We start from the raw sequence: 23,645 nt of genomic DNA on the forward strand, positions 1-23,645 counted from the left end.
ACACCTTGACCATGCATACCATGAACCGTCTCGCCGCCGCCATCGTGCTGGCGTTTTCCGGCATCACCGTGCCGGCGCTGGCATTTGACGCCGCCCCCGTCGTTGCCGCAGCGCCCGCGCCTGCGCCGGCCTTCGATCTTGAGCGCGACGTCGCCACCGCCCTGAAAGTGTTCGACGTGCCCGGCATGGCGATCGCCATCGTCAAGGATGGCAAGGTCGTCACCGCCAGGGGTTTTGGCGTGCGCAAGCTGGGCGAAGCGGCCGCCGTCGATGCGCAGACCGTATTCGAGGTGGCATCGAACTCGAAGGGTTTCACGGCCGCCGCGCTGGCCATGCTGGTCGACGAGGGCAAGCTGGCCTGGGACGATCCCGTCACCAAGCATCTGCCCGGCTTCCAGATGCACGATTCCTACGTCACGGGCGCCATGACCATCCGCGATCTGCTGACGCACCGCAGCGGCCTGGGCCTGGGCGCCGGCGACTTGCTGTGGTGGCCCACCACCACGTTCAGCACCGACGAGATCATCGAGAAGCTGCGCTACATCCGTCCGGCCACGAGTTTTCGCAACAGCTATGCCTACGATAACCTGCTGTATATCGTGGCCGGCAAGATCATCGCCGACAAGGCGGGAAAAAGCTGGGGCGAGGCCATGCACGAACGCATCCTGGCGCCGCTGGGCATGACGGGCACCACCACCAGCCTGGCCGAGAATGCGGGCAATCCCGACGTCGCCAGCGCGCACAGCAAGATCGACGGCAGGATCGCCGCCGTCAAATCGATGCCCGTGCCGAACGCCGTGGGCGCCGTCGGCATCAACACGAATGCGGAAGACATCGCCAAGTGGATGATGGTGCTGCTCGACGGCGGCAAGATCGCCGGCGTGCAGGGCAAGGACGGCAAGGAAGCGCGCCTGTTCAGCGAAAAGCAGGGCCGCGAAATGTGGACGGCGCAAACGCCGATCAAGATTCCTGAGCCGAAGCCGGCGCTGGCCGCGACGAAACCGAACTTCAGCGCATATGGCCTGGGCTTCCAGCTGCGCGACTACAAGGGCATGAAGGTCGCCATGCACGGCGGCGCGCTGCAGGGATTCTATTCGCGCGTGGTGATGGTGCCGGAAGCGAAACTGGGCGTGGCCATCCTTACCAATGCGGAAAATGGCGGCTCCATGACGGCGCTGCAATGGCGCATCCTCGACCATTACCTGCAGGCGGCGCCGTCGGACTGGCTGGCGCTGGTGGCCAAGGTGGAGCAGGACCAGCATGCTGAAGAAGTGAAAAAGCAGGGCAAGGCGTCGAGCGCGCGCGCGGCGAAATCGCAACCGTCGCTGCCGCTGGCGGCGTACGACGGCGAGTATGAGGACGCCTGGTATGGCAAGGTCGTGATCAGGCCGGAAGGCAAAAAACACATCCTCAGCTTCACGCGCACGCCGGACCTGACGGGCGAGCTGGAACACTGGCAGCACGACACCTTCATCGTGCGCTGGAAAGAGCGCAACTTCAATGCCGATGCCTACGTGACGTTCTCGCTCAACCCCGATGGCAGCATCGACCGCGTGAAGATGGCGCCCGTGTCGGCCGAGACGGATTTCAGCTACGACTTCCAGGACCTGAGCCTGGTGCCCGTGAAGCCGAAGGAAGCGAAGAAGTAAGGGGTCGCTACAAGAACCGCAGCCTGGGCTGCGGTTTTTTTTCGCCTGTCGCCATGCAAATGCGCGACGGGAGGGGGGGCGGGCCGGTTTTTATTCCATGAAAAGGGATGAAAAAGAAACGTTATCTTGATTTCTTGTTTGCGCATTTACTAACTTTTCAAGCTGCTACTATTTCCATGCGCCATATGCCTGGGAGATAGCTGAATGCGGGCGGCTGGCGCTTGTGCCATGGTTTTTATAACGACTCAACTCTTGGGAATGGGATAAAAATGATCAATGTGAAAAAAGCTGTATTCGTCTTTTGCGCCGCCGTCGGTTTTGCCGGCGCCGTCAGTTCTTCCGCGTATGCCCTGCCATCGCGCGAAACCTGCGAGGAAGCCTACACCGCGTGCGTGGTGGATGGCGATGCCAGTTCCTGCACCCTGGTCAAGCGCCTGTGCGGCGTGTACGGCATCCACCTGTAGCTGGATCTAGATCCGTGCTCGGGCGGCGCGCCGGATCGGCACGCCGCCGTTGGATTGACTATGGCTTGACGAACTTCAAGGTCATGCGGTCGCTCTCGCCGATGGCCGCGTACCTGGCCCGGTCCACATCCTTGTTGGCGTAGGTGGGCGGCAGCGCCCAGACGCCGCCCTGATGGTCCGCCGTGTCTTTCGGATTGGCGTTGATGTCCGACTTGCCCGCCAGCTTGAAGCCCGCGCCTTCGGCCAGCCTGATCACATACGCTTCGTGCATGTAGCCGCTGCTGGCCGTGGCGTCCTGCGCCTTGTGCGCCGGCAGGCGATGCTCGACGACGCCGAAGACGCCGCCCGGTTTCAGGCTGTCATACACCTCCTTGAACAGGGTCTGCATGCCCGCTTCGCCGATCGGTATCCAGTTGTGAATATTGCGGAAGGTGAGCACCATGTCGGCCGTGCCCTTGGGCGCGATGCGGTAGGTGGTGGGGGGCGCGAAGGCGCCGATTTCCACCTTGCCGAAGGCGGCCGGGTTGGCGTCGAGTTTTTGCTGGAAGCGCGCCGCGCCACGGCGGGCGCCTTCGCTGGCCGATTGCGGGTCGTTGCCGGCGGCGATCAGCTTGCCGTTGTCGCGCAAGTAGGGCGCCAGGATCTCCGTGTACCAGCCGCCGCCGGGCGCCAGTTCCACCACCGTCATGGTCGGCTTGATGCCGAAGAACGTCAGTGTTTCATACGGGTGGCGGGCGCTGTCGCGCAGCGCATTGGCTGGCGTGCGCGCACTGCCGGCAATGGCCGCCTTCAGCGCCGCGTCGCCCGCATCGGCGGCCAGCGCCGCGCCGCTGCCGCCACAGGCCAGCATGACCGTCAGGGCCGCGGCCAGGGATACTCGCTTCATCATCATATGCTCCATGCGTGATTGGATCGGTTGCTAACTTGGTGGCGATCGCCATCAATGCCGATCATCGGGCAAGCACGCTGGCCGGTCAAGCGGATTCCGTGCTCCAGGCGGCGGCATACGCGGGCATGTCGCTGGTGTTGAGCGCATCGGCAATGGCCGCGCCACGGCCGTGGGTAAACGGCAGTTCGCCCGTCCAGACGATATGCGCCATGTCGCCCGCGTCGTCGAGCGGGCCGCCCTGACGCTGCTTGACGGCATATTCGTCGAGCGCGATGCGCAGCACGGTGGTGGCCGCGTATTCCTTGGCGCTGCCGCCGCGCACGTGCGGCAGACGCCCCGGCGCCAGCTTTTCCATCAGCGCGTCCATGGCCGCATGCTGCTGGCCGATATCGCTTACTTTTTCAAACTGACCGTACACCATCGCCGAGCGGTAGTTCATCGTGTGATTGAAGGCCGAGCGCGCCAGCACCAAGCCGTCGAGATGGGTGATGGTCACGCAGACGTCGCTGTCTTGCAAGCGTTTGAGCATGCGGCTGCCGTTCGAACCGTGGATGTACAGGTGGCCTTCGATGCGCCAGCAGGCGGTCGGGATGCAATGGCTGCCCTTGTCGTCGTGGAAGGCGATATGGCACAGGTAGGCGGCATCGACGATGGCGTACAGGGCGGCTTGCTCATAGCTGGCCAGTTCGGCGACGCGGCGCACGCGGGTACGGGGGCTGGGAGGCAGGGCGGTAGCGGTCATGGCGGAGGTCCGGTTGGTTGAAGAAGCAGGCCGCACTATAATCGGCATCTGGCCCTGAAAAAAGATCCAGAGCCGATAAATAATATGGAGCCACGGTGAGAGGGACACATGGATTTCGCTTTGCTGCTGGGCGCGTTCGAGCGCACGCACCGCGAGCAGGGCTGGCCGCGCCAGCGCCTGCTGCATGAATGCCTGCGTGCGGCGATCCGCAGCGGCCAGCTGGCGCCGGGCACGCGCCTGGCCGCCACGCGCGTGCTGGCGGCAGAACTGGGGCTGGCGCGCAATACTGTGCTGTACGCCTACGAGCAACTGGCCAGCGAAGGGTTTGTCTTGCCGGACCGGCGCGGCACCGTCGTCGCCGGCGGCGCCGGCGTGCCGGTGGCATCGCCAGCGAGCGCTGGCCAGGATGGCTTGTCGCGCCGCGCCCGGCATTTGCGCGGCGTGGCGGGACAGGATGTGAATGCGGCGGTGGTGTTTCCCGCCGACGCCATGGGCGCGTTCGCGCCTGGCGTGCCGGCGCTCGACGAATTTCCGCTGGCGCAGTGGCGGCGCATGCTGGACCGCGCGTGGCGCGCGCTGACGCCGCGCCAGCTCAATTATGGCGACCCTGCCGGCGAGCCGCAGCTGCGCATGGCCATCGCCGACCATTTGCGCGCCGCGCGCGGCGTCGTCTGCGATGCGCGCCAGGTGTTCATCACGGACGGCACGCAGAGCAGCCTCGATGTCTGCCTGCGCGCCTTTGCCGACCAGGGAGATACCTTGTGGATCGAGCATCCCGGTTATGGCGGCGCGCTGGCGGCGGGCCGTGGTGCCGGCTTGCAGGTGACCGGTATCGCCGTCGACATGGATGGCATCGCGCCGACGGACGAGGACTGGCGCGATACGCCGCCGCGCCTGATCTACACGACGCCGTCGCACCAGTATCCGACCGGCAGCGTGCTCAGTCCCGCACGCCGCATGGCGCTGCTCGAACGCGCGCGGGCGGCGGGCGCGCTGATCATCGAGGATGATTACGACAGCGAGTTTCGCCATGGGGGGCCGCCCCTGGCGGCCATGCAGGGACTGGTGGCCGACGCGCCCGTCGTGTACCTGGGCACCTTCAGCAAGACCATGTTTCCCGCCTTGCGCATCGCCTTTATCGTCGTGCCGGCCGCGCTGGCCGGGGCCTTCGCGCAGATGCAGGCGCAGGGCGCCGCGCGCGGCCGCGTGGCCGAGCAGCTGGCGCTGGCCGAGTTCCTGCGCAGCGGCCTGTTTGCGCGCCACGTGCGCCGCATGCGCAGGCTGTACCGCCAGCGCCGTGACGCCTTGAGCGAGGCATTGCAGCGCCATGCGTGCGCGGGCGCGGCCATCCATGGCGGCACGGCCGGCATGCACCTGGCGCTGCGTTTTCACGACACGGAATGGGATGACCTGGCGCTGAGCCGCCGCGCCGCGCGGGACGGCATCGTGGCGCTGGCGCTGTCCGCGCACGGCACGGGAGACGGGGCGGGCTGGAACGGTTTCCTGCTCGGTTATGCGCAGGTGCCGGCCGAGAACATGGATGGCCTGGCGCGCCGCCTGGGCGCGCTGCTGCCGGCGTGATGCCGTGCTACTGCCTTACTGCTGGTCCAGCATCCACTGCTTCAAGCCGTTGACCCAGTTCTTGGCGGGCAGGTTGAACTGTTTCCTGATGGTGGCGGCGCGTTCGTACAAGTCGCTGAAGTCGAGCGACGGCGATTTCTTGAAGGCCAGCACGACGATGTTTTCATCTTCCATTTCCGGCACCCAGACGACGGCGTCGAAGACCAGTTCCATCGCCTGCAAATTCTTGTCGTAGTTGGGGAAGTCGCCGAAGACATTCGTGCACATGATGCCGTCGTCCGTCAGGCAGTCGTAACAGGCCTGGTAGAACTCGGGCGTGTCGAGCACGGGGCCGCGCGCGTCTTCGTCGTACAGGTCCACTTGCAGCGCGTCGACCGTGCCGTGGTTGGCCGGGTCGAGCACGAAGTCGAGCGCATTCATTTCGCGCACGTCGAGGCGATCATCATTGGGCGGCAGCGCGAACTGGGCGCCGCAGATGGCGATCACGTTCGGATTGAGTTCGATGGCTGTGACCGTGGCGTCGGGAAAGCGGCGGTAGCTGAACTTGGTCAGTGCGGCGCTGCCCAGGCCCAGCTGCACGATGCGTTTGGGCTGCGTCTTGAACAGCATCCACATCATCATCATCTGCACGTATTCGAGCTCGATGGCGTCGGGTTTATCCAGGCGCATGGCGCCCTGCACCCACTTGGTGCCCAGGTGCAGGTAGCGGATGCCGCGGTGTTCGGTGGTGGTGGCGGGCGGGTGGCCCGGGTGGCTGAAAGCGGTGTTGCTGGTGGAGATAAAGTCGGTCGTCATGGCGCCAGTGTAGCAGCCACATGAAAAAAGACGCCGCGGCGTCTTTGGGGAGGAGCGTTCAAGATTGCTTGCGGCGTCGCGCCAGGAAGCCGAGTATGCCCAGGCCGGCCAGCAGCATGCCATAGGTTTCCGGTTCGGGAACGGGCGCCAGGTTCAGGTTGAAGACGCCGCCATAGCTGCCCCCCTTGGTGTTGCCCATCACGGTCAGAACCAGCGGGCCGTTGAACAGGACGCTCGTGGGCGCCAGGATTTCGCCCTGGGCATAGCCAAAGACGGTGGGGCCGCCAAAGCCGCTTAGCGAAATGCCGTTCAGGTTGGCGCTGCTGAAGCTGATGGAGGAACTGTCCGAGCCCGTGACGGACAGGTTGGCCAGGAAGGCTTGCGCGGTGGAACCGAAGGTCGCGTTGGGTGTGAACGTGAAGGTATCGGTGAAGTCGCCGAGCGGACTGGGCACGGCGTTGAAGCCGCTGGTCCACAGATTGCCCGTGGTATTGACGAGGTTGACGGTGTAGGCGGCGGCACTGGCGCTGCCGATGGAGGCGGCACTGAGTACCGCCGCTGCGATGAGTGATTTTAATTTCATGTTGATCCCCGCGAAAAAACGATTGATGTTTCAAAAAAACCGTACCGCAGTGATAAATTATCGCCAAGATAATTCGTTGTCAATGAGCTATTTTTATATCATTATGCAAACTTAAATAGCTTATTTCTAACACACGGGCATAGGACGCGAGGAGTTGCGATAATTAAAACTATTATTGTCAATATTTTACTTAAAAATAGTCTGGGATTTTGTGATGTAAAGATAGTTGCACGAGGAACTAATTTCTATCCAGTAAGGGAAGAATCAAGGTCACCGCCAGGCCGCCGTCCTCGCGGTTGGCCAGGGTGATGCGCCCGCCATGGGCTTCGGCGATTTCGCGCGCCAGGGCCAGGCCCAGCCCCGTGCCGCTGCGCTTGGTGGAGTAAAAGGGCACCAGCGCGTTTTCCAGCACGGCGCCGCTCATGCCCGGGCCGCGGTCGCGCACTTCGATGCGCAGCTGGCCATGCGCCTGGCTGACGTGCAGGCCGATATGCTGGAGCTTGGAGCCGGACTCCAACGCATTCTTGAGCAGGTTGAGCAGCGCCTGCTGCATTTGCGCCGCATCGAACACGGCCGCCTGCGCGGGCGGCGGGCCGTCGAGCGTGAAGGCCGCTTGCGATGCCAGACCGTCGAGGAAGGGCTGCCATTCGCACGGCGCCAGGCGCGGCGCGGGCAGCTTGGCAAAGCGCGCATAGCCGAGGATGAAGGTTTCCAGGTGGCGCGTGCGTTCCTCGATGGTGGTGAGGATTTGCGGCAGGCGCGCCGTCTGGCCGCGGCGTACCAGCTCGGCGCCGGAATGGGCCAGCGATGCCAGCGGCGCCAGCGAGTTGTTGAGCTCATGGCTGATGACGCGGATGACCTTTTTCCAGGTCTGCACTTCCTGGCGCCGCAGCTCCAGCGTCAGCTGGCGCAGCAGCAGCAGCTCGTGCTTGCGCCCGTTCAGGCTGAAGCTGCGCCGCGCCAGGTGATACACCTCTTCCTGTTCCCCTTCGCCGCTGGTAAACAGGCCGTCGTTGCGGCGCGCCAGCGCCTCGGCCAGGGCCGGCGCCGCCTGCCGCACGATGTCGGCCAAGTGCTGCCCCTCGAGCCGGCGGCCGTGGTGCAGCAGCTGGCGCGCTGCCAGGTTGGCGTAGACGATGGCGCTGCCCTCGGCCACCAGCAGCATGGCCACCGGCGTGTTTTGCACCATGGTGTCGAGCAGCAGTTCGCGCTGCACCAGGTCCAGGCGCTGCTTGCGCAGCACGTCGCCCAGCGCATTGTGGGCCGCCACCAGGTCGGCCAGTTCATCGTTCTGCGGCCAGCGCAAGCTGAAGCCGAAGTCGCCGTCCTGGTAGCTGGCCACCGTGCCGCTCAAGGCGCGAAACAGCGACAGCATCGCCTGCAGCTGCGCGCGGATGGTAATGACGGCCACGGGCAGCACGCACAGCAGGGTACCGGCCAGCACCAGCAGCGGCTGGCCTGGCAAGAAATGCGCGAGCAGCAGGGCGATGACGATGCCCAGCACCAGCAAGGTGACGATCAGCGCCGTCCAGCGCGTGAGCAGCGAGAGGCGCATGGGGCGGTCTGCCATCAGCCGCGCGCGATGCCCAGGCGCTCCATGCGCCGGTACAGGGCCTGGCGCGACAGCCCCAGTTCCTGCGCGGCCTGCGCCACCACGCCATGCGCGCGCGCGAGCGCCGCGGCGACGCTGTCGCGGTCCGGTTCCGTCGCGCCGACATCCTGCGGCGTGCGCGGCGATGTGGCACCAGCCAGCGGCAAGCCCGTTTCCTGCGCGCCGATCACCGGGCCGGTCGCCAGCAGGCTGGCGCGTTGCATGACGTTTTTCAGTTCGCGCACATTGCCCGGCCAGCCGTGCGCCAGCAAGGTGGCCTGGGCCTGTGCGTCCAGGGTTTTTTCGCCGCCCAGGAAGTGGCGCGCCAGCACCAGGATGTCGGCCGGGCGCTGGGCCAGCGGCGGCAGGCGCAGTTCGATCACGTTCAGGCGGTAGAACAGGTCTTCGCGAAACGTGCCGGCCTTGATCATCGCCGGCAGGTCGGCGTTGCTGGCGCTGATGACGCGCACTTTTACTTGCCGCTCGCGGTTCGAGCCGAGGCGTTCGAAGCGTCCCGTTTCCAGCACGCGCAGCAGTTTCATTTGTCCGGCCAGCGGCAGGTTGCCGATCTCGTCGAGGAACAAGGTACCGCCGTCGGCGGCGTCGAACTTGCCGTCGCGCGCGCGCGTGATGCCGGTATAGGCGCCCGCCTCGGCGCCGAACAGTTCCGCCTCGATCAGCTCCACGGGAACGGCGCCGCAATTGAGCACGACGAAGGGGCCGCCGGCGACCTGGGAATTGGCTTGCACGATGGCGGCGATGCGTTCCTTGCCGCTGCCGTTCGGCCCCGAAATGAGCACGGGAACGTCGGCGCGCGCCACCTGGCACGCCAGGTGCACGACTCTTTCGGTGGCCGGGTCTTGCCATACCATGCCGCGCAAGTCGAAGTCGTGTTCCAGGGCGTGGCGCTGGCGCTGCTCGGCCACCACGCGCTGGCGCAGCGCGCGGTTGGCCTGTCCCAGTTCCAGCAGGTTCCGCACGCTGGCGATCAGGCGCCGGTCATCCCAGGGCTTGGCCAGGTAGTCGGCCGCGCCGGACTTGATCAGTTCGACGGCCGCGTCGAGCTGGGTCCATGCCGTCAGCAGGATCACGGGCAGGTCGGGGTAGCGCGCGCGGATGGCGTGGAACAGCGCGCCGCCTTCCTCGCCCGACGTGGTGTCGGCCGTGAAGTTCATGTCCTGCACCACCAGGTCGATGGCGTGGCGCTCGAGCAGGTGCAGGCCTTCCTCGGGCGAGGCGGCGCGCACGGCGTCGATCTCGTGCAGGGAAAACAGCACGTCGAGCGCGATGGCCACGGCGGCGTTGTCGTCAATAATCAGTACGGTAGGCATGCGCGCAGCATATCACTCAGGTGCCGGCTCAGGTACTGCGGGTGGCGGTGGCCGGCGAAATGCTGGCCGCGCGCCATGCCGGGCCGTACACGGCGCCCAAGCCCAGCAGCCAGAACACCAGCGCGCCAACCAGCAGATATGGCAAGGGCAGGCGCGCCATTTCCAGCTGGCTGACCAGCAGCTGATTCAGCGCCAGGGCCAGCAGCACGCCGGCCGCCACGCCGACGCTGGTGATCATGAAATTCTCGGTCAGGAAGTAGCGCAGGATGTCGATGCGGCGGGCGCCCAGTGCGCGCCGCACGCCGATCTGCTTCCTGCGCTGCGTCACCCACAGGCTGGCGATGCCGACGATGCCGCTGGCCGTCACCAGCAGCAGCAGGGCCGAGACGGCGATCAGCATCCAGGACAAACCCTGGTCGGCCCGGTAGCGTGACGTGCGGTGCTTTTCCAGCGTATCGGTGCGTACCAGCAGGCGCTCGCTGCTGGCGCTGCGGATGGCTTGCTCGGCCTCCTTCATCAGGCGGTCGCGCTGTCCAGGCTCGGCCCGCACGGCGTACAGCAGCGAATCGCGCGAACCCGTCAGGCGCGCCGGCAGGATCAGCGAATGCTCGCCGTGCGCGCTGACCTGGCCGACCTGTGTCTGCAACCGCTCCAACACGCCGATCACGCGCATTTCGTCGTCATCGTCACCGGTGCCGTTGAGCAGGGTCTTGCCGACAAAGCTGCTTTCGCCAGGCCAGATCTTTTGCGCTGCGGCAAGCGTCACGATGACCACCTTGGGAAAGATCTCATCGACTTTTTCATCGATTTCCAGCACCTCGTCGGGATGGAAATCACGGCCTTCCACCAGCTTGAGTCCGTATGTCTTGACCAGCGAGTCAGGCGTGAAATACATCGACGTGGTGGCGCTGGCCGTGGGCTGTCCACGTTTGATGGAGACATTGGTGCTGCTGCCGGAACGCGACAGCACGGCCTGCGAGGTCTGCGCCACCGAAAGCACGCCGGGCAGGCCGCGCAGCAAGGCGGCCTGGCGTTTCTGGTCGGCCAGCTCGCGCTGGTGGCTGCCTTTGTCCATGCTTTGGATGTTGACATAAAAGATGTCGTTTTCAGCGGCCACGCCGGTGGGGCGGGCGGCGATCGCCTGGCGCAGGTTAACGATATGCAGGGCGTTGGCCAGGATGGCCAGACTGATGGCGACCTGCACGGCGACGAGTACGGCACCGGTTTTGCTGCGCATCAGTGCCGACAGGATGGGGCGGATTTCCATGTTGAACCTCATTGCGGTACGGTAAATGTCATTGGGATTTGAGCTGTATCGCCGGCGTCACCTGGCAAGCGCGCCAGGTGGGCAGCAAACCCGCCAGCAGGGCGGCCAGCACGGAGACGGCAAATGTCAGCAGCAGCATCGGAATATCCATGTGTGCCACGGCGCCCAGTTCCTTCGATTGCGTACGCACGACGGCCAGCGCTGCATACGCCAGCAGCAGGCCCAGCACGCCGCCGGCCAGGCCGATGACGCCCGTCTCGATCAGGAACTGGCGAAAGATGTCGCGCCGCGTGGCGCCCAGCGCACGGCGGATCCCCACTTCACTGGCGCGTACGGAAAACTTCGCCAGCAGCAGGCCGATGGTATTGACCAGGCATAGCAGCAGGAAGCCGAAGGCCAGCCAGGCCGCCAGCTTGTTGTCGTTGTCGACCACGTTCAGGAACACCATCCATTCCTTGACGTTGTACAGTGCGTTGGGCGCGTGGCGCGGCATGCGGCCCAGCTTGCGCTGCTCGGCAGCATAGCTGTCGAGATATGCCTGCAGCTCGCCACGTTGGCCCGCGCTTTCCATCTCGAACCAGAACTGCAGCCAGGTGCAGTCCGACGCCAGGGTGCCCTGGAAGCCGGGGCCGCGTTCGACGCCGCTGCAGGCCATGCCGCCGTCATGCCGCGTTTCATGGCGGATGGCGCTGGCAAATGGAATGAAGAATTCATCTTCCGTGCCAAAGGCGCCCTTGCTGCCGATGATGCGGTGTATGCGCGGCACGGGATCCCAGTGATCGAGCACGCCGCTGACCAGATAGGGCTGTCCCAGTACCATCACGCGCCGGCCCACGGGATTGACCGTACCCAGCAGTTTTTCCGCCAGCGACCGGCTCAGCACGATGACGTCGGCACCGCTGGCGTCATCGGCTTCGCTCCATGGCTGGCCATGCAGGAAAGGGACTTCGAATATGGCGAAGAAATCGCGCGTGGGCGCCAGGCCCTGGGCCTGGAAGGCGCCGATATCCGTGCGTGCCGGCTCGACCGGGCCGGCCACGCCGTACATGACGGTGCGGCGCACGCCCACCTTGCTGGCCATGAAATTCTTCGCGTCGGTATAGGCCAGCTGCGACTGGCCGAAGCTGGGCTTGGCGCCCGGCACATAACTTTTCAAGGGGACGACATCGATCATCGGCACGAACAGACGGTCGCTCTTGTGCGGCAGCGGATCGCCCGACATGGCGTGCAGGATGGTGACGGTGGACACGCTGGCGGCCACGCCGACGGCCAGGGTCAGCACCATCAGCGCGGTCAGGGCGCGGTTGCGGCGCAGGCTGCGCAGGCCCAGCGTGAAATAGTAGCGGAACATGGTCTCTCCTTACGCGGTCGCGGCGTGCTGCGGACTGGCCGACAGCGAGGCGCCGTGCTGCACCAGGTCCGACACCTGGCCGTCGATGATGTGCACATTGCGCTGGCTGCGCAGCGCCAGTTCGGGATCGTGCGTGACCATCAGGATGGTGGTGCCTTGCGCGTTGATGTCTTCCAGCAGCTCCATCACGCCGCGCGCCATCTGCGTGTCCAGGTTGCCCGTCGGTTCATCGGCCAGCAGCAGCTTGGGCGAGCCGGCCAGCGCGCGCGCGATCGCCACGCGCTGCTGCTGGCCGCCCGACAATTCGGCCGGATAATGCTTCATGCGCGACGCCAGGCCCACCTTGGCCAGCGCGTCCTCGATGCGCTCCTTGCGCTCGGCGCGGTTGAAGCCACGGTAGCGCAGCGGCACGTCGACATTGTCGAACAGCGACAGGTCGGGGATCAGATTAAAACCCTGGAAGATGAAGCCCAGCTTTTCATTGCGCAGGCGCGAGCGGGCATTGTCGTCCATGCCCCTGACGTTGACGCCATCGAGGATGTATTCGCCGTCGGTGAATTCTTCCAGCAGGCCGGCGATGTTCAGAAAGCTCGTCTTGCCCGAGCCGGACGGCCCCGTGACGGTGACGAATTCACCTTGTTGCACATGGATGTCGAAGCCGCGCAGCGCGTGGGTTTCGATCATGTGGGTGCGGTAGACTTTGCTCAGGTTGTGCATGCGCAGCATGGCGGGGCCTCTTGTGGGAGTGAGATGAGTGAGATTCAGTTAAGCGAGACGCGTGCCGCGTTCTCGAAGTTTTCCGTGCCGGCGACGACCACCTTGTCGCCCAGCTTCAAGCCGTCGAGGATTTCCACGGCCGCCACGCTGGTCGCGCCCAGCCTGATCGGCGTGCGGATGGCCACGCCATCGCGCACGACGTAGGCGAAACGGCCGCCCTCGGCTTCGACGAAGGAGCCGCGCGCCAGCATCAGCACGTCCGGTTTTTCATCGATCAGCAGGCGCGCCGCCACGCGCTGGTTCTGGCGCAGGCCGGCCGGCTGTGCGCCGTCGAAACGCACGCGCGCCAGCACCTGGTTCTTCACCACTTCGGGCGACAGCGCCGACAGCCTGCCGGTCGCCCGGATGGCGCCCGTTTCGATTTCCGCGCGCATGCCCAGGCCCATGTCGGCCACATACGTTTCCGGCACCTCGAGCTCGACTTCCAGCTGCGACAGGTCGACCAGGGTCATCAGGGCCGTATTGGCTTGCACCACGCTGCGGTTGGCCACCGACAGGGTGCCGATAAAGCCGTTGACGGGGGCGCGCACGGTCAGCTCGTCGACCCTGCGCTGGGCGTTGTCGCGGACGAGGCGCTGGCGTTCCAGTTCATTGCTTTTTGTTTTCAGTGCCAGGGTCACGTCTTCGCTTTCCAGGCCCGCCGCCTGCGACGCGTGCTTGCTGCGGATATCGGCCGAATTCAGGGCATCCCTGGCTTTCTGGTAGTCGATCTTGGCGATGATGCCCACCTGCGCCACGCTTTCGTAGCGCTCCAGGGTGCGCTGCGCGGACAGGCGCTCGATCTCCGCCGTATCCGCTTCGCGCCGCGCCAGCAGTTTCTGCTTCTTGGCCAGGATCTGCTGGCGCGCCACTTCCGCCTCCAGCTGCTGCACGCTCGACTGTTCGCGCTTGAGGGCGTCGGACAGGTCCGGCGACTCCAGCACGGCCAGGATGTCGCCCTTTTTCACCGTGTCGCCCGCCTTCGCTTTCAGCGTGACGGTGGCCACCGTGGTCGAATACAGGGTGGGGCTGATCGAGGCGACCACGCGGCCCGTGACGGCCGCGTCGCGGATCAGGGTGCCGCGCGTGACGTCGGCGATGCGCAGGCGGCTGGCGTTGACGGAATGTTCGCTGTTGCGCCAGCCGGAGAACACGGCGACGGTGCCGCCGATGACGAGGACGGCGCCGGCCAGCAGCAGGGCGCGTTGCTTGTGGCGCTGGCCCGGTGGGGCGCTCACTACGGCATCTTGGGAAGAAGTATCGCGGATCATGGTGGACATTTCGTGGACAATGCCCTTCTGTATGCAGGTTCCGTGCCAGAACCAAGGTGTTGATTTGCAAGGGGAAAATGTAAAGTGTCCGGTTGTCCGGCGTGTCCGCGCCGTCCAGTGGGTGTCCGCGCACGTATGGATCTTGATAATCTGGCAATCGACCTGATCTGTGCCTGGCAGTGATGGCGCGCGGCGCCATGCTGGCACCTTTCTGGAGCATGATGCCTGCCTCGTCCCCCAAGCCGTCCCCGTTGGCCAGTTTAAAACGCTGGCTGCGCCAGTTCGCCAGCCTGCCCGAGCCGCCGGAATTCGATTATCCATTTGCCGCCAGCGACATCGCCATGCTGCAGCGGCTCCAGGGTGGTTCGCCCCAGCTCGATAGCCAGACGTGGGAGGAAATGCTGCTCGACGCCTACCATGCGCAACTGGCCACGCAGACCAGCATTCTTGGCCAGCAGCGATTGCATCAGCGACTGGCGGGCGGCACGGCGGACGCCGCCTCGCGGGCGCGCATCGCGGCCCTGCTGGCCGCGCCGGTACAGCAGGCGGTGATCGAGCAAGCCATGCAGCCGCTGCGGACGGCAGACATGGAGGTGGCGGCGCTGCTGTGCGGCGCAGCGCCGCCAGCACCACCGTGGTGGAGCCGCTGGCTGCTGCTGCCGACATTGGCGTTGTTGGCGTCGCTGCTGGCCGCGTGGGTGTTTGCGCCACTGGCCTGGGCCGTCGCGGTGCCCGTCTGGCTCTTGCTGATGGCCTTGCAGATGCGCTTTCACGACCGTTGCAAACCGTGGGAGCGCAGCGTCTTTACCCTGCAGCGGATACTGCTGGTGCATGGCCGCCTGGGCGCGCTCGATACTCCGTTCACGGCGGACCTGCGAGAAGGTGGACGGGCTGCCGGCGTGATCAACCGCCAGATCACGCCAGTGCGCTGGGTCAAGATGATTCCCCTGCTGAGCGAATATGACGACTGGCTCATGCTGGGCAATATCCGGCGCTACTTTCACAGCCTGCGCGTGGTGCGGCGCGAACGCGCCTTCCTGCGCCAGAGTTTCCTGCTGCTGGCGGACCTGGAAGCGGACCTGGCCCTGGCGCGCCACCTGCGCGGCCGCGCGCAGTTTTGTTGGGCGCAGGAAACCGATGCGCGGCAGTTGTCGCTCGATGCCGTGGTGCATCCGCTGCTGGAAGGCGCCATGCCGCTGTCGCTGCGGCTCAATGGCCGCGGCGCCTTCATTTCGGGGCAGAATGCGGTGGGTAAAAGTACGCTGTTGCGCGGCGTGGGCCTCAATCTGATCAGTGCGCGCGCCTTCGGCTTTTGCTACGCGCAGGCGGCCCAGGTGCCCATGCTGCCCCTGTATGCGAGCATGCAGAACGAGGATGCTCTCGATGGCGGCGAAAGTCTATATATCGCCGAATTGCGTCGCGCGCGCGAATTGCTGGCTCGGTCCGAGGAGGGAACGCCGGCGCTGTTCCTGATCGACGAGATTTTTCGCGGCACGAACCACCTCGAATCGGTGGCGGCGGCCGCCGCCGTGCTGCATTCCCTGGCAGCGCAGCACCTGGTGATCGTCTCGTCGCACAACCTGGTGCTGGGGCCGTTGCTGGAAGACTGCCTGGCGCCGTGGTGCGTGCGCCGCGACGATGCGGGCGCGCTGCTGCTGGCGCCCGGCGTGCTGCAGGCCACGAACGGCATCGCCCTGCTGGCGCAGCGCGGTTTTGACGCCGGTATCGCGGACAAGGCCGGGCGCGTCTTCGACTGGCTCAGCACGCACATGGCGCAACCGGCCGAGTGCGGCGGCGTGCTGGAACGGGCCTGATGGCCGCCCTTACTTGTCCTGCTTTTCCGGCGTGCTCTTGTCGATCACTTCGCGGCAATCGCCACGGATGATGGCGTTGTCGTAGTTGGTCCAGCCGTAGCTGTCGACGTAGCGCTTGTGCTGCTTGAAGCGGGGGCTGGCGATGCTCCATTCGGGTTGTTCGCCGGCGAAGCGGATGTCGCCCAGGTCGAGCAGGGTGTGGAACATGTTTTCCGTCGACAGGCGCGATTTCTGATGGCGCCGCAGCTGCGTCACCTTGTCCGGATAGTGCTGCTGGAATTGCGGCGAGTACCAGACGAAGGCGGGCACGTGGAATTCGAACTGCGTGTTATGCCCGTGGAAGGCCAGGCGGCAGGTGCCGTCGTACAGGGTCTGGCCGTGATCGGCCACGTAGACGAGCGAGCTGCGCAGGGCGGTGCGCTGGCCATCGTCCTTCAGCATGCCGATCACGTTCGACAGGAACCAGTCCGTGTACAGGATGGAGCTGTCGTAGCTGTTGTTCAGCTGCGGCTTGATGGCCGTGTCCGTGTAGACGGGCTTGTCGACGCCGAACAGCGACGGCTGCCACTTGTCGAACGATTTCGGATAGCGCTGGCTGTAGTTCCAGTGGCTGCCCAGCGTGTGCAGCACGATGAGTTTTTTCGGCGCCGGGTCGGCCAGCGCGTTCCTGAACGGGTCGAACAGGATCTGGTCGAAGTTCGAACTGTTGGTAAAGCCGCCCAGGTTCAGGAATTGCACCACGTCCGCTTCCTTGGCAAACACGGAGACGGGCGTGTCGAACTGGCCGAACGAGATCTGATTCGACAGCCAGTAGGTCTTGAAGCCCGCTTCCTTGTAGGCGGTGAGGAAGGATTTTTCCGAGAAGCCATCCTTGAGGCTTTGCGTGGCCGGTTTGCGCGAGATGATGACGGGCACGGACAGGCGCGTGGCGGAAACGGCCGTGATGACGTCGGCCAGCGGCACCAGGTTGGCTTCCTGCTTCAGCAGGGGATTGGTGTCGCGTTCGTAGCCGTTCAGGCTCCAGCGGTCGTAGCGCGACGATTCGCCGATCACCATGACCACCACTTCCGGATGGGGATCGGGCTGCTGCTGGTGCGCGCCGAAACGGAAGGTGCTGCTTTTCTGTCCCAGCTCGGCCAGGTATTTGCGTTCCTTGTAGAAGTCGAAACCGCGCACGGCCAGGCCGAAGGGCCAGGAATTGCTGACGGTGTCGAAGGCGTAGGGCAGGCGCGCCCAGTGGGGCAGGCTGGGCCAGCCCAGGCCCGTTTCGTCGGCGCCGGCGATGCTGGCGTTCTCCGGCTTGCTGCTTTCTTCGTCTTCCTCTGCCGTGTCGTCGTCGGCCGAACTGGCGTCGCCGAAGCCGGAGGCGCCCGCCTTGCCGCTGGCCGCCGGCCCGCTGGCCTTGGCGGGCGCGGGGGCGCTGTGCACGGCCTTGGCCTCGAAGCCGAATTCGTAGCCATACCACCAGAAGCCGCCCAGCAGGATCAGCAGCACGAAGGCGGCCGGGCGCGTCTTGCCGCGCCAGTCCAGGTCGCGCGTGCGCGTGGCCGCATACCAACTCAGGGCGCACCAGGCGATCACGCCCAGCATGACGGCGCCCATCAGCCATACTTTTTGCCCGAGGAATTCCATCGCTTCCTTGGGGCTGGTTTCGAAGATGATGCCCAGGTGGTGCGTGGAAATGCCCTGGCCATAGAAGATGAACAGGTAGATTTCCGTCGGCAGGGCCAGGAAGGCGGGCACCAGCAGCCAGTGGAAGTAGGCGGGGCGCTGGAACACGCTCCAGACGGCCAGCCAGGCCAGCAGCTCGAAGGTGAGCATCTGCCAGGGATGCTCGAGCGCGCGCCCCAGCAGCGCGGGGATGAAGGGCACGGCCGTCAGCAAGGCATACGTCAGGAGCAGGAACAGATTGGCGGGGCGAAGCAAGGAGCGCATAAAGGGAGGCAGCGAAAAATGTCCGCTATTATCAATCCTTTTGTTGTCTTGCGGTCATACAAGAATGCGGCCGTGCGCTCCTTGGCCGCAGGGAAAGAATGCCAAATCATCAATCGCCGGGAGGTGCCAGCGCCCGCGCGTCGCGGCCAAAGATTAGTCAAAATGCCACAAATGCCCGCGATTTTTGCCTTTTTTTATAGCAAAAAGCGGTAAACCGATTGACCCCCTGTAACACAAGGTCTAAACTAGCGAGTTCTCGATTTTATTCTGCTCATCGTTTACGCATTACTTGGCATTTCATGGCCGCTCCTTATCGAGTGGCTGCGGGCGCCTCCGGTGCGCAGTAGATGAAAGCGGGACGAGGTTTTAGTCGCCGGGCATCTTGCCCGGGTTATTAATCGTAGTTTTTTGTTGGATTTATAACGATGCCAACCATCAATCAATTGATTCGCAATCCACGCGTCGCTTTGACCGTGAAGAGCAAATCGCCGGCGCTGGAAAACAGCCCGCAAAAACGTGGCGTCTGCACACGTGTTTACACCACGACTCCAAAGAAGCCTAACTCGGCTCTGCGTAAAGTCGCTAAAGTTCGCCTGACCAATGGTTTCGAAGTCATTTCGTACATTGGCGGTGAAGGCCATAACCTGCAAGAGCATAGTGTTGTGCTGTTGCGCGGCGGCCGCGTCAAGGATTTGCCGGGTGTGCGTTACCACATGGTTCGCGGTGCTCTGGATACCCAAGGCGTCAAAGACCGTAAGCAATCGCGTTCGAAGTACGGTACCAAGCGCGCTAAAGCTGGCAAGAAGTAATAAGTTGTACGCAGCAAACCCAAGTTTCGCTCAGTGGCAACTAGCTAAGTGAATGTAGTCGACCGCATCTGGTCGAGTAAGTGGAAGACTATGATGGTCGTCCGCGAGTGTGCGAAGAACGCGCGCTCAACTGAAGATTGAAAGGAATTGATATGCCACGTCGTCGTGAAGTACCCAAGCGCGAAATTTTGCCAGATCCAAAATTCGGCAACACTGATGTCGCTAAATTTGTAAACGTGCTGATGCTGTCCGGTAAGAAATCGGTTGCAGAAAACATCATCTACGGTGCTTTCGAGCACATCGCAGCAAAATCGGGCAAAGATCCGCTCGAAGTTTTTGCTACCGCAATCAACAACGCCAAGCCGCTGGTTGAGGTGAAATCCCGTCGCGTCGGTGGTGCAAACTACCAGGTGCCGGTCGAAGTTCGCCCAGTCCGTCGTATGGCCTTGTCCATGCGTTGGTTGCGTGAAGCTGCTAACAAGCGCAGCGAAAAATCGATGCCACAACGCCTCGGCGGTGAGCTGATGGAAGCGGCTGAAAGCCGCGGCGGCGCGATGAAAAAACGCGACGAAGTCCATCGTATGGCTGAAGCGAACAAAGCGTTCTCGCATTTCCGCTTCTAATATAAAGCCAGCTACCGCAAGGCGGCTGTCAAGCATCTGTTGTTCGAGGCCGGGCTCATTTTTGCAAAAAAATGCTGCTCGGTTTTGTCCATTCATTTAGGATTAATTATGGCCCGCAAGACCCCCATTGAGCGCTACCGCAATATCGGTATTTCCGCTCACATCGATGCAGGTAAGACGACCACGACCGAGCGCGTCCTGTTCTACACAGGCGTGAACCACAAGCTGGGCGAAGTCCATGATGGCGCTGCCACCACCGACTGGATGGCTCAGGAGCAAGAGCGCGGTATCACGATTACCTCGGCTGCTGTTACGTGCTTCTGGAAAGGCATGGCAAACAACTTCCCAGCGCACCACATCAACATCATCGACACCCCAGGCCACGTTGACTTCACCATTGAAGTGGAACGTTCGATGCGCGTGTTGGATGGCGCCTGCATGGTTTACTGTGCAGTCGGCGGCGTGCAGCCACAATCGGAAACGGTATGGCGTCAGGCTAACAAGTACAAAGTGCCACGTCTGGCCTTCGTGAACAAGATGGACCGTACCGGCGCCAACTTCTTCAAGGTCTACGATCAGATGCGTTCGCGTCTGAAAGCCAACCCAGTACCTATTCAGATGCCTATCGGCGCTGAAGACGTCTTCACCGGTGTGATCGATCTGGTCAAGATGAAAGCGGTTATCTGGGACGACGCTTCGCAAGGCATGAAGTTTGAATACGGCGACATTCCTGCACACCTGGCCGCCGATGCTGCCAAGTGGCGCGAGAACATGGTGGAAGCCGCTGCTGAAGCGTCCGAAGACCTGATGAACAAGTACCTGGAAGAAGGCGACCTGTCGGAAGCCGAGATCAAGGCTGCTCTGCGTCAGCGTACCATCGCCAGCGAAATCGTTCCAATGTTGTGCGGTACCGCCTTTAAAAACAAGGGCGTACAGGCCATGTTGGACGCGGTCATCGAGTACCTGCCATCGCCAATCGACATTCCGCCTGTCCCAGGTCTGGATGACGACGAGCAGCCAGTCGAGCGCGCTGCCGACGACAATGAGAAATTCTCGGCATTGGCGTTCAAGATCGCAACCGACCCGTTCGTCGGTCAGCTGTGCTTCATCCGTTGCTACTCGGGTACCCTGAATTCGGGCGACTCGGTGTTGAACTCCGTGAAGCAGAAGAAAGAGCGTATCGGCCGTATCGTGCAGATGCAAGCGAATGAACGCGAAGAGATCAAGGAAATGCGCGCTGGCGACATCGCCGCCGTTGTGGGTCTGAAAGACACCACCACGGGCGATACGCTTTGCGACGAAAAAGCCAGCGTGGTTCTGGAGCGCATGGTCTTCCCTGAGCCGGTGATTTCGCAGGCAGTCGAGCCAAAAACCAAGGCCGACCAGGAAAAAATGGGCCTGGCGCTGAACCGTCTGGCAGCAGAAGATCCATCGTTCCGCGTGCGTACCGATGAAGAATCGGGCCAGACCATCATCGCCGGTATGGGCGAGTTGCATCTGGACATCATCGTTGACCGCATGAAGCGCGAATTCAACGTTGAAGCCACCGTCGGCAAGCCACAAGTGGCTTACCGCGAAACGATCCGTAAAGTGTGCGAAGAGTCGGAAGGCAAATTCGTCAAGCAATCGGGTGGTCGTGGTCAATACGGTCACGTGGTTCTGAAGATCGAGCCGCAAGAACCGGGCAAGGGCTTCGAATTCGTTGACGCGATCAAGGGCGGTACCGTTCCTCGCGAATACATCCCTGCAGTTGAAAAAGGTGTGCGCGACACGCTGACTTCGGGCGTGATGGCTGGCTACCCAGTCGTTGACGTGAAAGTCACGCTGTTCTTCGGTTCGTACCATGATGTTGACTCGAACGAAAATGCATTCCGCATGGCCGCTTCGATGGCATTCAAAGATGGCTGCCGCAAAGCATCGCCAGTCATCCTGGAGCCGATGATGGCCGTGGAAGTGGAAACGCCGGAAGACTACGCCGGTACCGTGATGGGCGATCTGTCGTCGCGTCGCGGCATGGTGCAAGGTATGGATGAAATTGCTGGCGGTGGCGGCAAGATCATCAAGGCCGAAGTGCCTCTGTCGGAAATGTTCGGTTACGCCACGTCGTTGCGTTCGTCGACCCAAGGTCGTGCGACTTACACGATGGAATTCAAGCACTATGCTGAAGCACCTAAGCATGTGACTGAAGCAATCGTAAGCTCGAAAGCTAAGTAATAGAAGTTCCGGGCCGGCTTTCACGAGAATGCCGGTCCCTACATTTAAATCATTGTTCTAAGGAAGAATAAAATGGCAAAAGGTAAATTCGAACGGACCAAGCCGCACGTCAACGTCGGCACCATCGGCCACGTCGACCACGGTAAAACCACGCTGACCGCTGCAATCGCAACGGTTCTGTCGAAGAAATTCGGCGGCGAAGCCAAAGCATACGACCAGATCGATGCGGCTCCAGAAGAAAAAGCGCGCGGTATCACGATCAACACCGCCCACGTCGAGTACGAAACGGAAACGCGTCACTACGCGCACGTTGACTGCCCAGGCCACGCCGACTACATCAAGAACATGATTACCGGTGCTGCCCAGATGGACGGCGCGATCCTGGTGTGCTCCGCAGCTGACGGCCCAATGCCACAGACCCGCGAACACATCCTGCTGGCCCGCCAAGTTGGCGTTCCATACATCATCGTGTTCCTGAACAAGTGCGACCTGGTCGACGACGCAGAGCTGCTGGAACTGGTTGAAATGGAAGTGCGCGAGCTGTTGTCGAAGTACGAATTCCCAGGCGACGACCTGCCTATCATCAAAGGTTCGGCACGTATGGCGCTGGAAGGCAAAGAAGGCGAAATGGGCGTGGACGCAGTGCTGCGTCTGGCCGATGCGCTGGATGCCTACATCCCAACGCCAGAGCGCGCTGTTGACGGCGCCTTCCTGATGCCAGTGGAAGACGTGTTCTCGATCTCGGGCCGCGGTACCGTGGTGACCGGTCGTATCGAGCGCGGCATCATCAAGGTCGGCGAAGAGATCGAAATCGTCGGCATCACCGATACCGTCAAGACGACTTGCACCGGCGTGGAAATGTTCCGCAAGCTGCTGGACCAAGGTCAAGCAGGCGACAACGTTGGTCTGCTGCTGCGCGGCACCAAGCGTGAAGACGTGCAACGTGGTCAAGTGCTGGCCAAGCCAGGCTCGATCAAGCCGCACGCCCACTTCACCGGCGAGATCTATGTTCTGTCGAAAGACGAAGGCGGCCGTCATACGCCATTCTTCAACAACTATCGTCCACAGTTCTACTTCCGCACGACGGACGTGACCGGTTCGATCGAGTTGCCAGCAGACAAAGAAATGGTCATGCCAGGCGATAACGTGTCGATCACCGTCAAGCTGATCAACCCGATCGCGATGGAAGAAGGTCTGCGCTTCGCTATCCGCGAAGGCGGTCGTACCGTCGGCGCTGGTGTTGTTGCAAAAATCCTGGCTTAATTCTTAAGCCTGCATAAAAGAAGACGCGTCGTCGCCCGGCGCCCTTCTTTTTATTCAACTGCCGGGGTTGGCAAGCATTTTGGTGCTATCATGTCGACCCTGACGGTTGTTGCGTCAGAAATTCCCGTATGACCTCATTGCCGTGCAGACCGCGCGGTTCGTTCTTTTAAGGAAATATCATGTCGGCACCAAACCAAAAAATCCGTATCCGCCTGAAGGCTTTCGATTACAAACTGATCGACCAGTCCGCTCTGGAAATCGTTGAAACCGCGAAGCGCACCGGCGCTGTCGTCAAAGGCCCAGTACCACTGCCTACCCGTATTCAACGTTTTGACGTGCTGCGTTCCCCGCACGTCAACAAAACTTCGCGCGATCAGTTCGAGATCCGTACGCACCAACGCCTGATGGACATCGTTGACCCAACGGACAAAACCGTTGACGCGCTGATGAAGCTGGATCTGCCAGCTGGTGTTGATGTTGAAATCAAACTGCAATAAGAGTTTCAAGGGCAGCTGACAACGCCGTAGCACCAGGTGTTGACAGCTGTTCCAGGCCGGCGGGGTGTCCCGCTGCCTGATGATGGGGCCGGGCCTGTTCACGATCGTGAGCGCGCCCGGCCCCATTGCTTTGGTGTCGCGCCTTTTGCGGTGCGTCCGTCTTTCCCTCATCCCATTTCATCCCTCTTTCTTCTTTTCGCTTTCCCTCACCCGGCCTATA

At 62.9% G+C, this 23,645-nt stretch carries 20 protein-coding genes; 9 read left to right on the forward strand and 11 right to left on the reverse strand.

The annotated features are described in order from the left end of the window. Positions 1-11 precede the first annotated feature (11 nt). Positions 12-1,649: a serine hydrolase gene (locus tag AC07VH_RS19260; RefSeq protein WP_494787475.1), complete on the forward strand. Its 1,638-nt coding sequence runs from the start codon at positions 12-14 to the stop codon at positions 1,647-1,649. Between the two features lie 278 nt (positions 1,650-1,927). Continuing rightward, positions 1,928-2,113, forward strand: coding sequence for a hypothetical protein (locus AC07VH_RS19265; protein WP_489629156.1), 186 nt, complete (start codon positions 1,928-1,930; stop codon positions 2,111-2,113). 58 nt (positions 2,114-2,171) lie between these two features. Here the strand turns inward: AC07VH_RS19265 and AC07VH_RS19270 are convergent, their stop codons facing one another. Together AC07VH_RS19270 and AC07VH_RS19275 are read right to left on the reverse strand one after the other, a co-directional pair. Continuing rightward, complete coding sequence (locus tag AC07VH_RS19270) at positions 2,172-2,999, reverse strand: class I SAM-dependent methyltransferase (protein ID WP_494787474.1); 828 nt, start codon at positions 2,997-2,999, stop codon at positions 2,172-2,174. Positions 3,000-3,087: 88 nt separating this feature from the next. Then, a complete protein-coding gene (locus tag AC07VH_RS19275; RefSeq protein WP_494787473.1) occupies positions 3,088-3,744 on the reverse strand; it encodes a pyridoxamine 5'-phosphate oxidase family protein in 657 nt (218 codons plus the stop codon). Positions 3,745-3,852: 108 nt separating this feature from the next. On the opposite strand from AC07VH_RS19275, the gene pdxR reads away from it, so the two are divergent. Then, positions 3,853-5,325: a MocR-like pyridoxine biosynthesis transcription factor PdxR gene (pdxR, locus tag AC07VH_RS19280; protein ID WP_489629154.1), complete on the forward strand. Its 1,473-nt coding sequence runs from the start codon at positions 3,853-3,855 to the stop codon at positions 5,323-5,325. Positions 5,326-5,340: 15 nt separating this feature from the next. Here pdxR and AC07VH_RS19285 read toward each other — a convergent pair whose 3' ends face one another. The 8 genes from AC07VH_RS19285 to AC07VH_RS19320 form a co-directional block, all read right to left on the reverse strand. Next, positions 5,341-6,120 carry a spermine/spermidine synthase domain-containing protein gene (locus AC07VH_RS19285; protein ID WP_494787472.1) on the reverse strand — a complete coding sequence of 260 codons (780 nt, stop codon included), beginning with the start codon at positions 6,118-6,120 and terminating at the stop codon, positions 5,341-5,343. A 58-nt stretch (positions 6,121-6,178) separates the two neighbouring features. After that, positions 6,179-6,703: an FxDxF family PEP-CTERM protein gene (locus AC07VH_RS19290; RefSeq protein ID WP_475413851.1), complete on the reverse strand. Its 525-nt coding sequence runs from the start codon at positions 6,701-6,703 to the stop codon at positions 6,179-6,181. Between the two features lie 238 nt (positions 6,704-6,941). After that, positions 6,942-8,258, reverse strand: coding sequence for a sensor histidine kinase (locus AC07VH_RS19295; RefSeq protein ID WP_494787471.1), 1,317 nt, complete (start codon positions 8,256-8,258; stop codon positions 6,942-6,944). A gap of 14 nt (positions 8,259-8,272) precedes the next feature. Then, positions 8,273-9,625, reverse strand: coding sequence for a sigma-54-dependent transcriptional regulator (locus AC07VH_RS19300; RefSeq protein WP_494787470.1), 1,353 nt, complete (start codon positions 9,623-9,625; stop codon positions 8,273-8,275). Positions 9,626-9,653: 28 nt separating this feature from the next. Next, positions 9,654-10,892, reverse strand: coding sequence for an ABC transporter permease (locus tag AC07VH_RS19305; protein WP_494787469.1), 1,239 nt, complete (start codon positions 10,890-10,892; stop codon positions 9,654-9,656). A gap of 28 nt (positions 10,893-10,920) precedes the next feature. Then, positions 10,921-12,243: an ABC transporter permease gene (locus AC07VH_RS19310; RefSeq protein WP_494787468.1), complete on the reverse strand. Its 1,323-nt coding sequence runs from the start codon at positions 12,241-12,243 to the stop codon at positions 10,921-10,923. 9 nt (positions 12,244-12,252) lie between these two features. After that, a complete protein-coding gene (locus AC07VH_RS19315) occupies positions 12,253-12,969 on the reverse strand; it encodes an ABC transporter ATP-binding protein (RefSeq protein ID WP_494787467.1) in 717 nt (238 codons plus the stop codon). Positions 12,970-13,004: 35 nt separating this feature from the next. Further along, a complete protein-coding gene (locus AC07VH_RS19320) occupies positions 13,005-14,237 on the reverse strand; it encodes an efflux RND transporter periplasmic adaptor subunit (RefSeq protein ID WP_494787466.1) in 1,233 nt (410 codons plus the stop codon). Positions 14,238-14,467: 230 nt separating this feature from the next. Here AC07VH_RS19320 and AC07VH_RS19325 point away from each other — a divergent pair, with 230 nt between their 5' ends. After that, positions 14,468-16,084 (forward strand): MutS-related protein, encoded by a 1,617-nt coding sequence (locus tag AC07VH_RS19325; RefSeq protein WP_494787465.1) that lies wholly within the window; start codon positions 14,468-14,470, stop codon positions 16,082-16,084. Positions 16,085-16,093: 9 nt separating this feature from the next. On the opposite strand, the gene AC07VH_RS19330 is transcribed toward AC07VH_RS19325, so the two are convergent. Continuing rightward, positions 16,094-18,019 (reverse strand): phosphoethanolamine transferase, encoded by a 1,926-nt coding sequence (locus AC07VH_RS19330; RefSeq protein WP_494787464.1) that lies wholly within the window; start codon positions 18,017-18,019, stop codon positions 16,094-16,096. 425 nt (positions 18,020-18,444) lie between these two features. On the opposite strand from AC07VH_RS19330, the gene rpsL reads away from it, so the two are divergent. The 5 genes from rpsL (at position 18,445) to rpsJ (ending at position 23,425) form a co-directional block, all read left to right on the forward strand. Further along, positions 18,445-18,828, forward strand: a complete 384-nt coding sequence (rpsL, locus tag AC07VH_RS19335; protein ID WP_010394376.1) for a 30S ribosomal protein S12 — start codon at positions 18,445-18,447, stop codon at positions 18,826-18,828. A 152-nt stretch (positions 18,829-18,980) separates the two neighbouring features. Continuing rightward, positions 18,981-19,451 carry a 30S ribosomal protein S7 gene (gene rpsG / locus AC07VH_RS19340; protein ID WP_010394377.1) on the forward strand — a complete coding sequence of 157 codons (471 nt, stop codon included), beginning with the start codon at positions 18,981-18,983 and terminating at the stop codon, positions 19,449-19,451. 108 nt (positions 19,452-19,559) lie between these two features. Then, complete coding sequence (fusA, locus tag AC07VH_RS19345) at positions 19,560-21,665, forward strand: elongation factor G (RefSeq protein WP_070223447.1); 2,106 nt, start codon at positions 19,560-19,562, stop codon at positions 21,663-21,665. A gap of 72 nt (positions 21,666-21,737) precedes the next feature. Next, positions 21,738-22,928 carry an elongation factor Tu gene (gene tuf / locus AC07VH_RS19350; protein ID WP_100428800.1) on the forward strand — a complete coding sequence of 397 codons (1,191 nt, stop codon included), beginning with the start codon at positions 21,738-21,740 and terminating at the stop codon, positions 22,926-22,928. Between the two features lie 179 nt (positions 22,929-23,107). Further along, positions 23,108-23,425, forward strand: coding sequence for a 30S ribosomal protein S10 (gene rpsJ / locus AC07VH_RS19355; RefSeq protein ID WP_010394389.1), 318 nt, complete (start codon positions 23,108-23,110; stop codon positions 23,423-23,425). Positions 23,426-23,645 lie beyond the last annotated feature (220 nt).

The organism is Janthinobacterium sp. GW821-FHT03C10 (assembly GCF_059420865.1).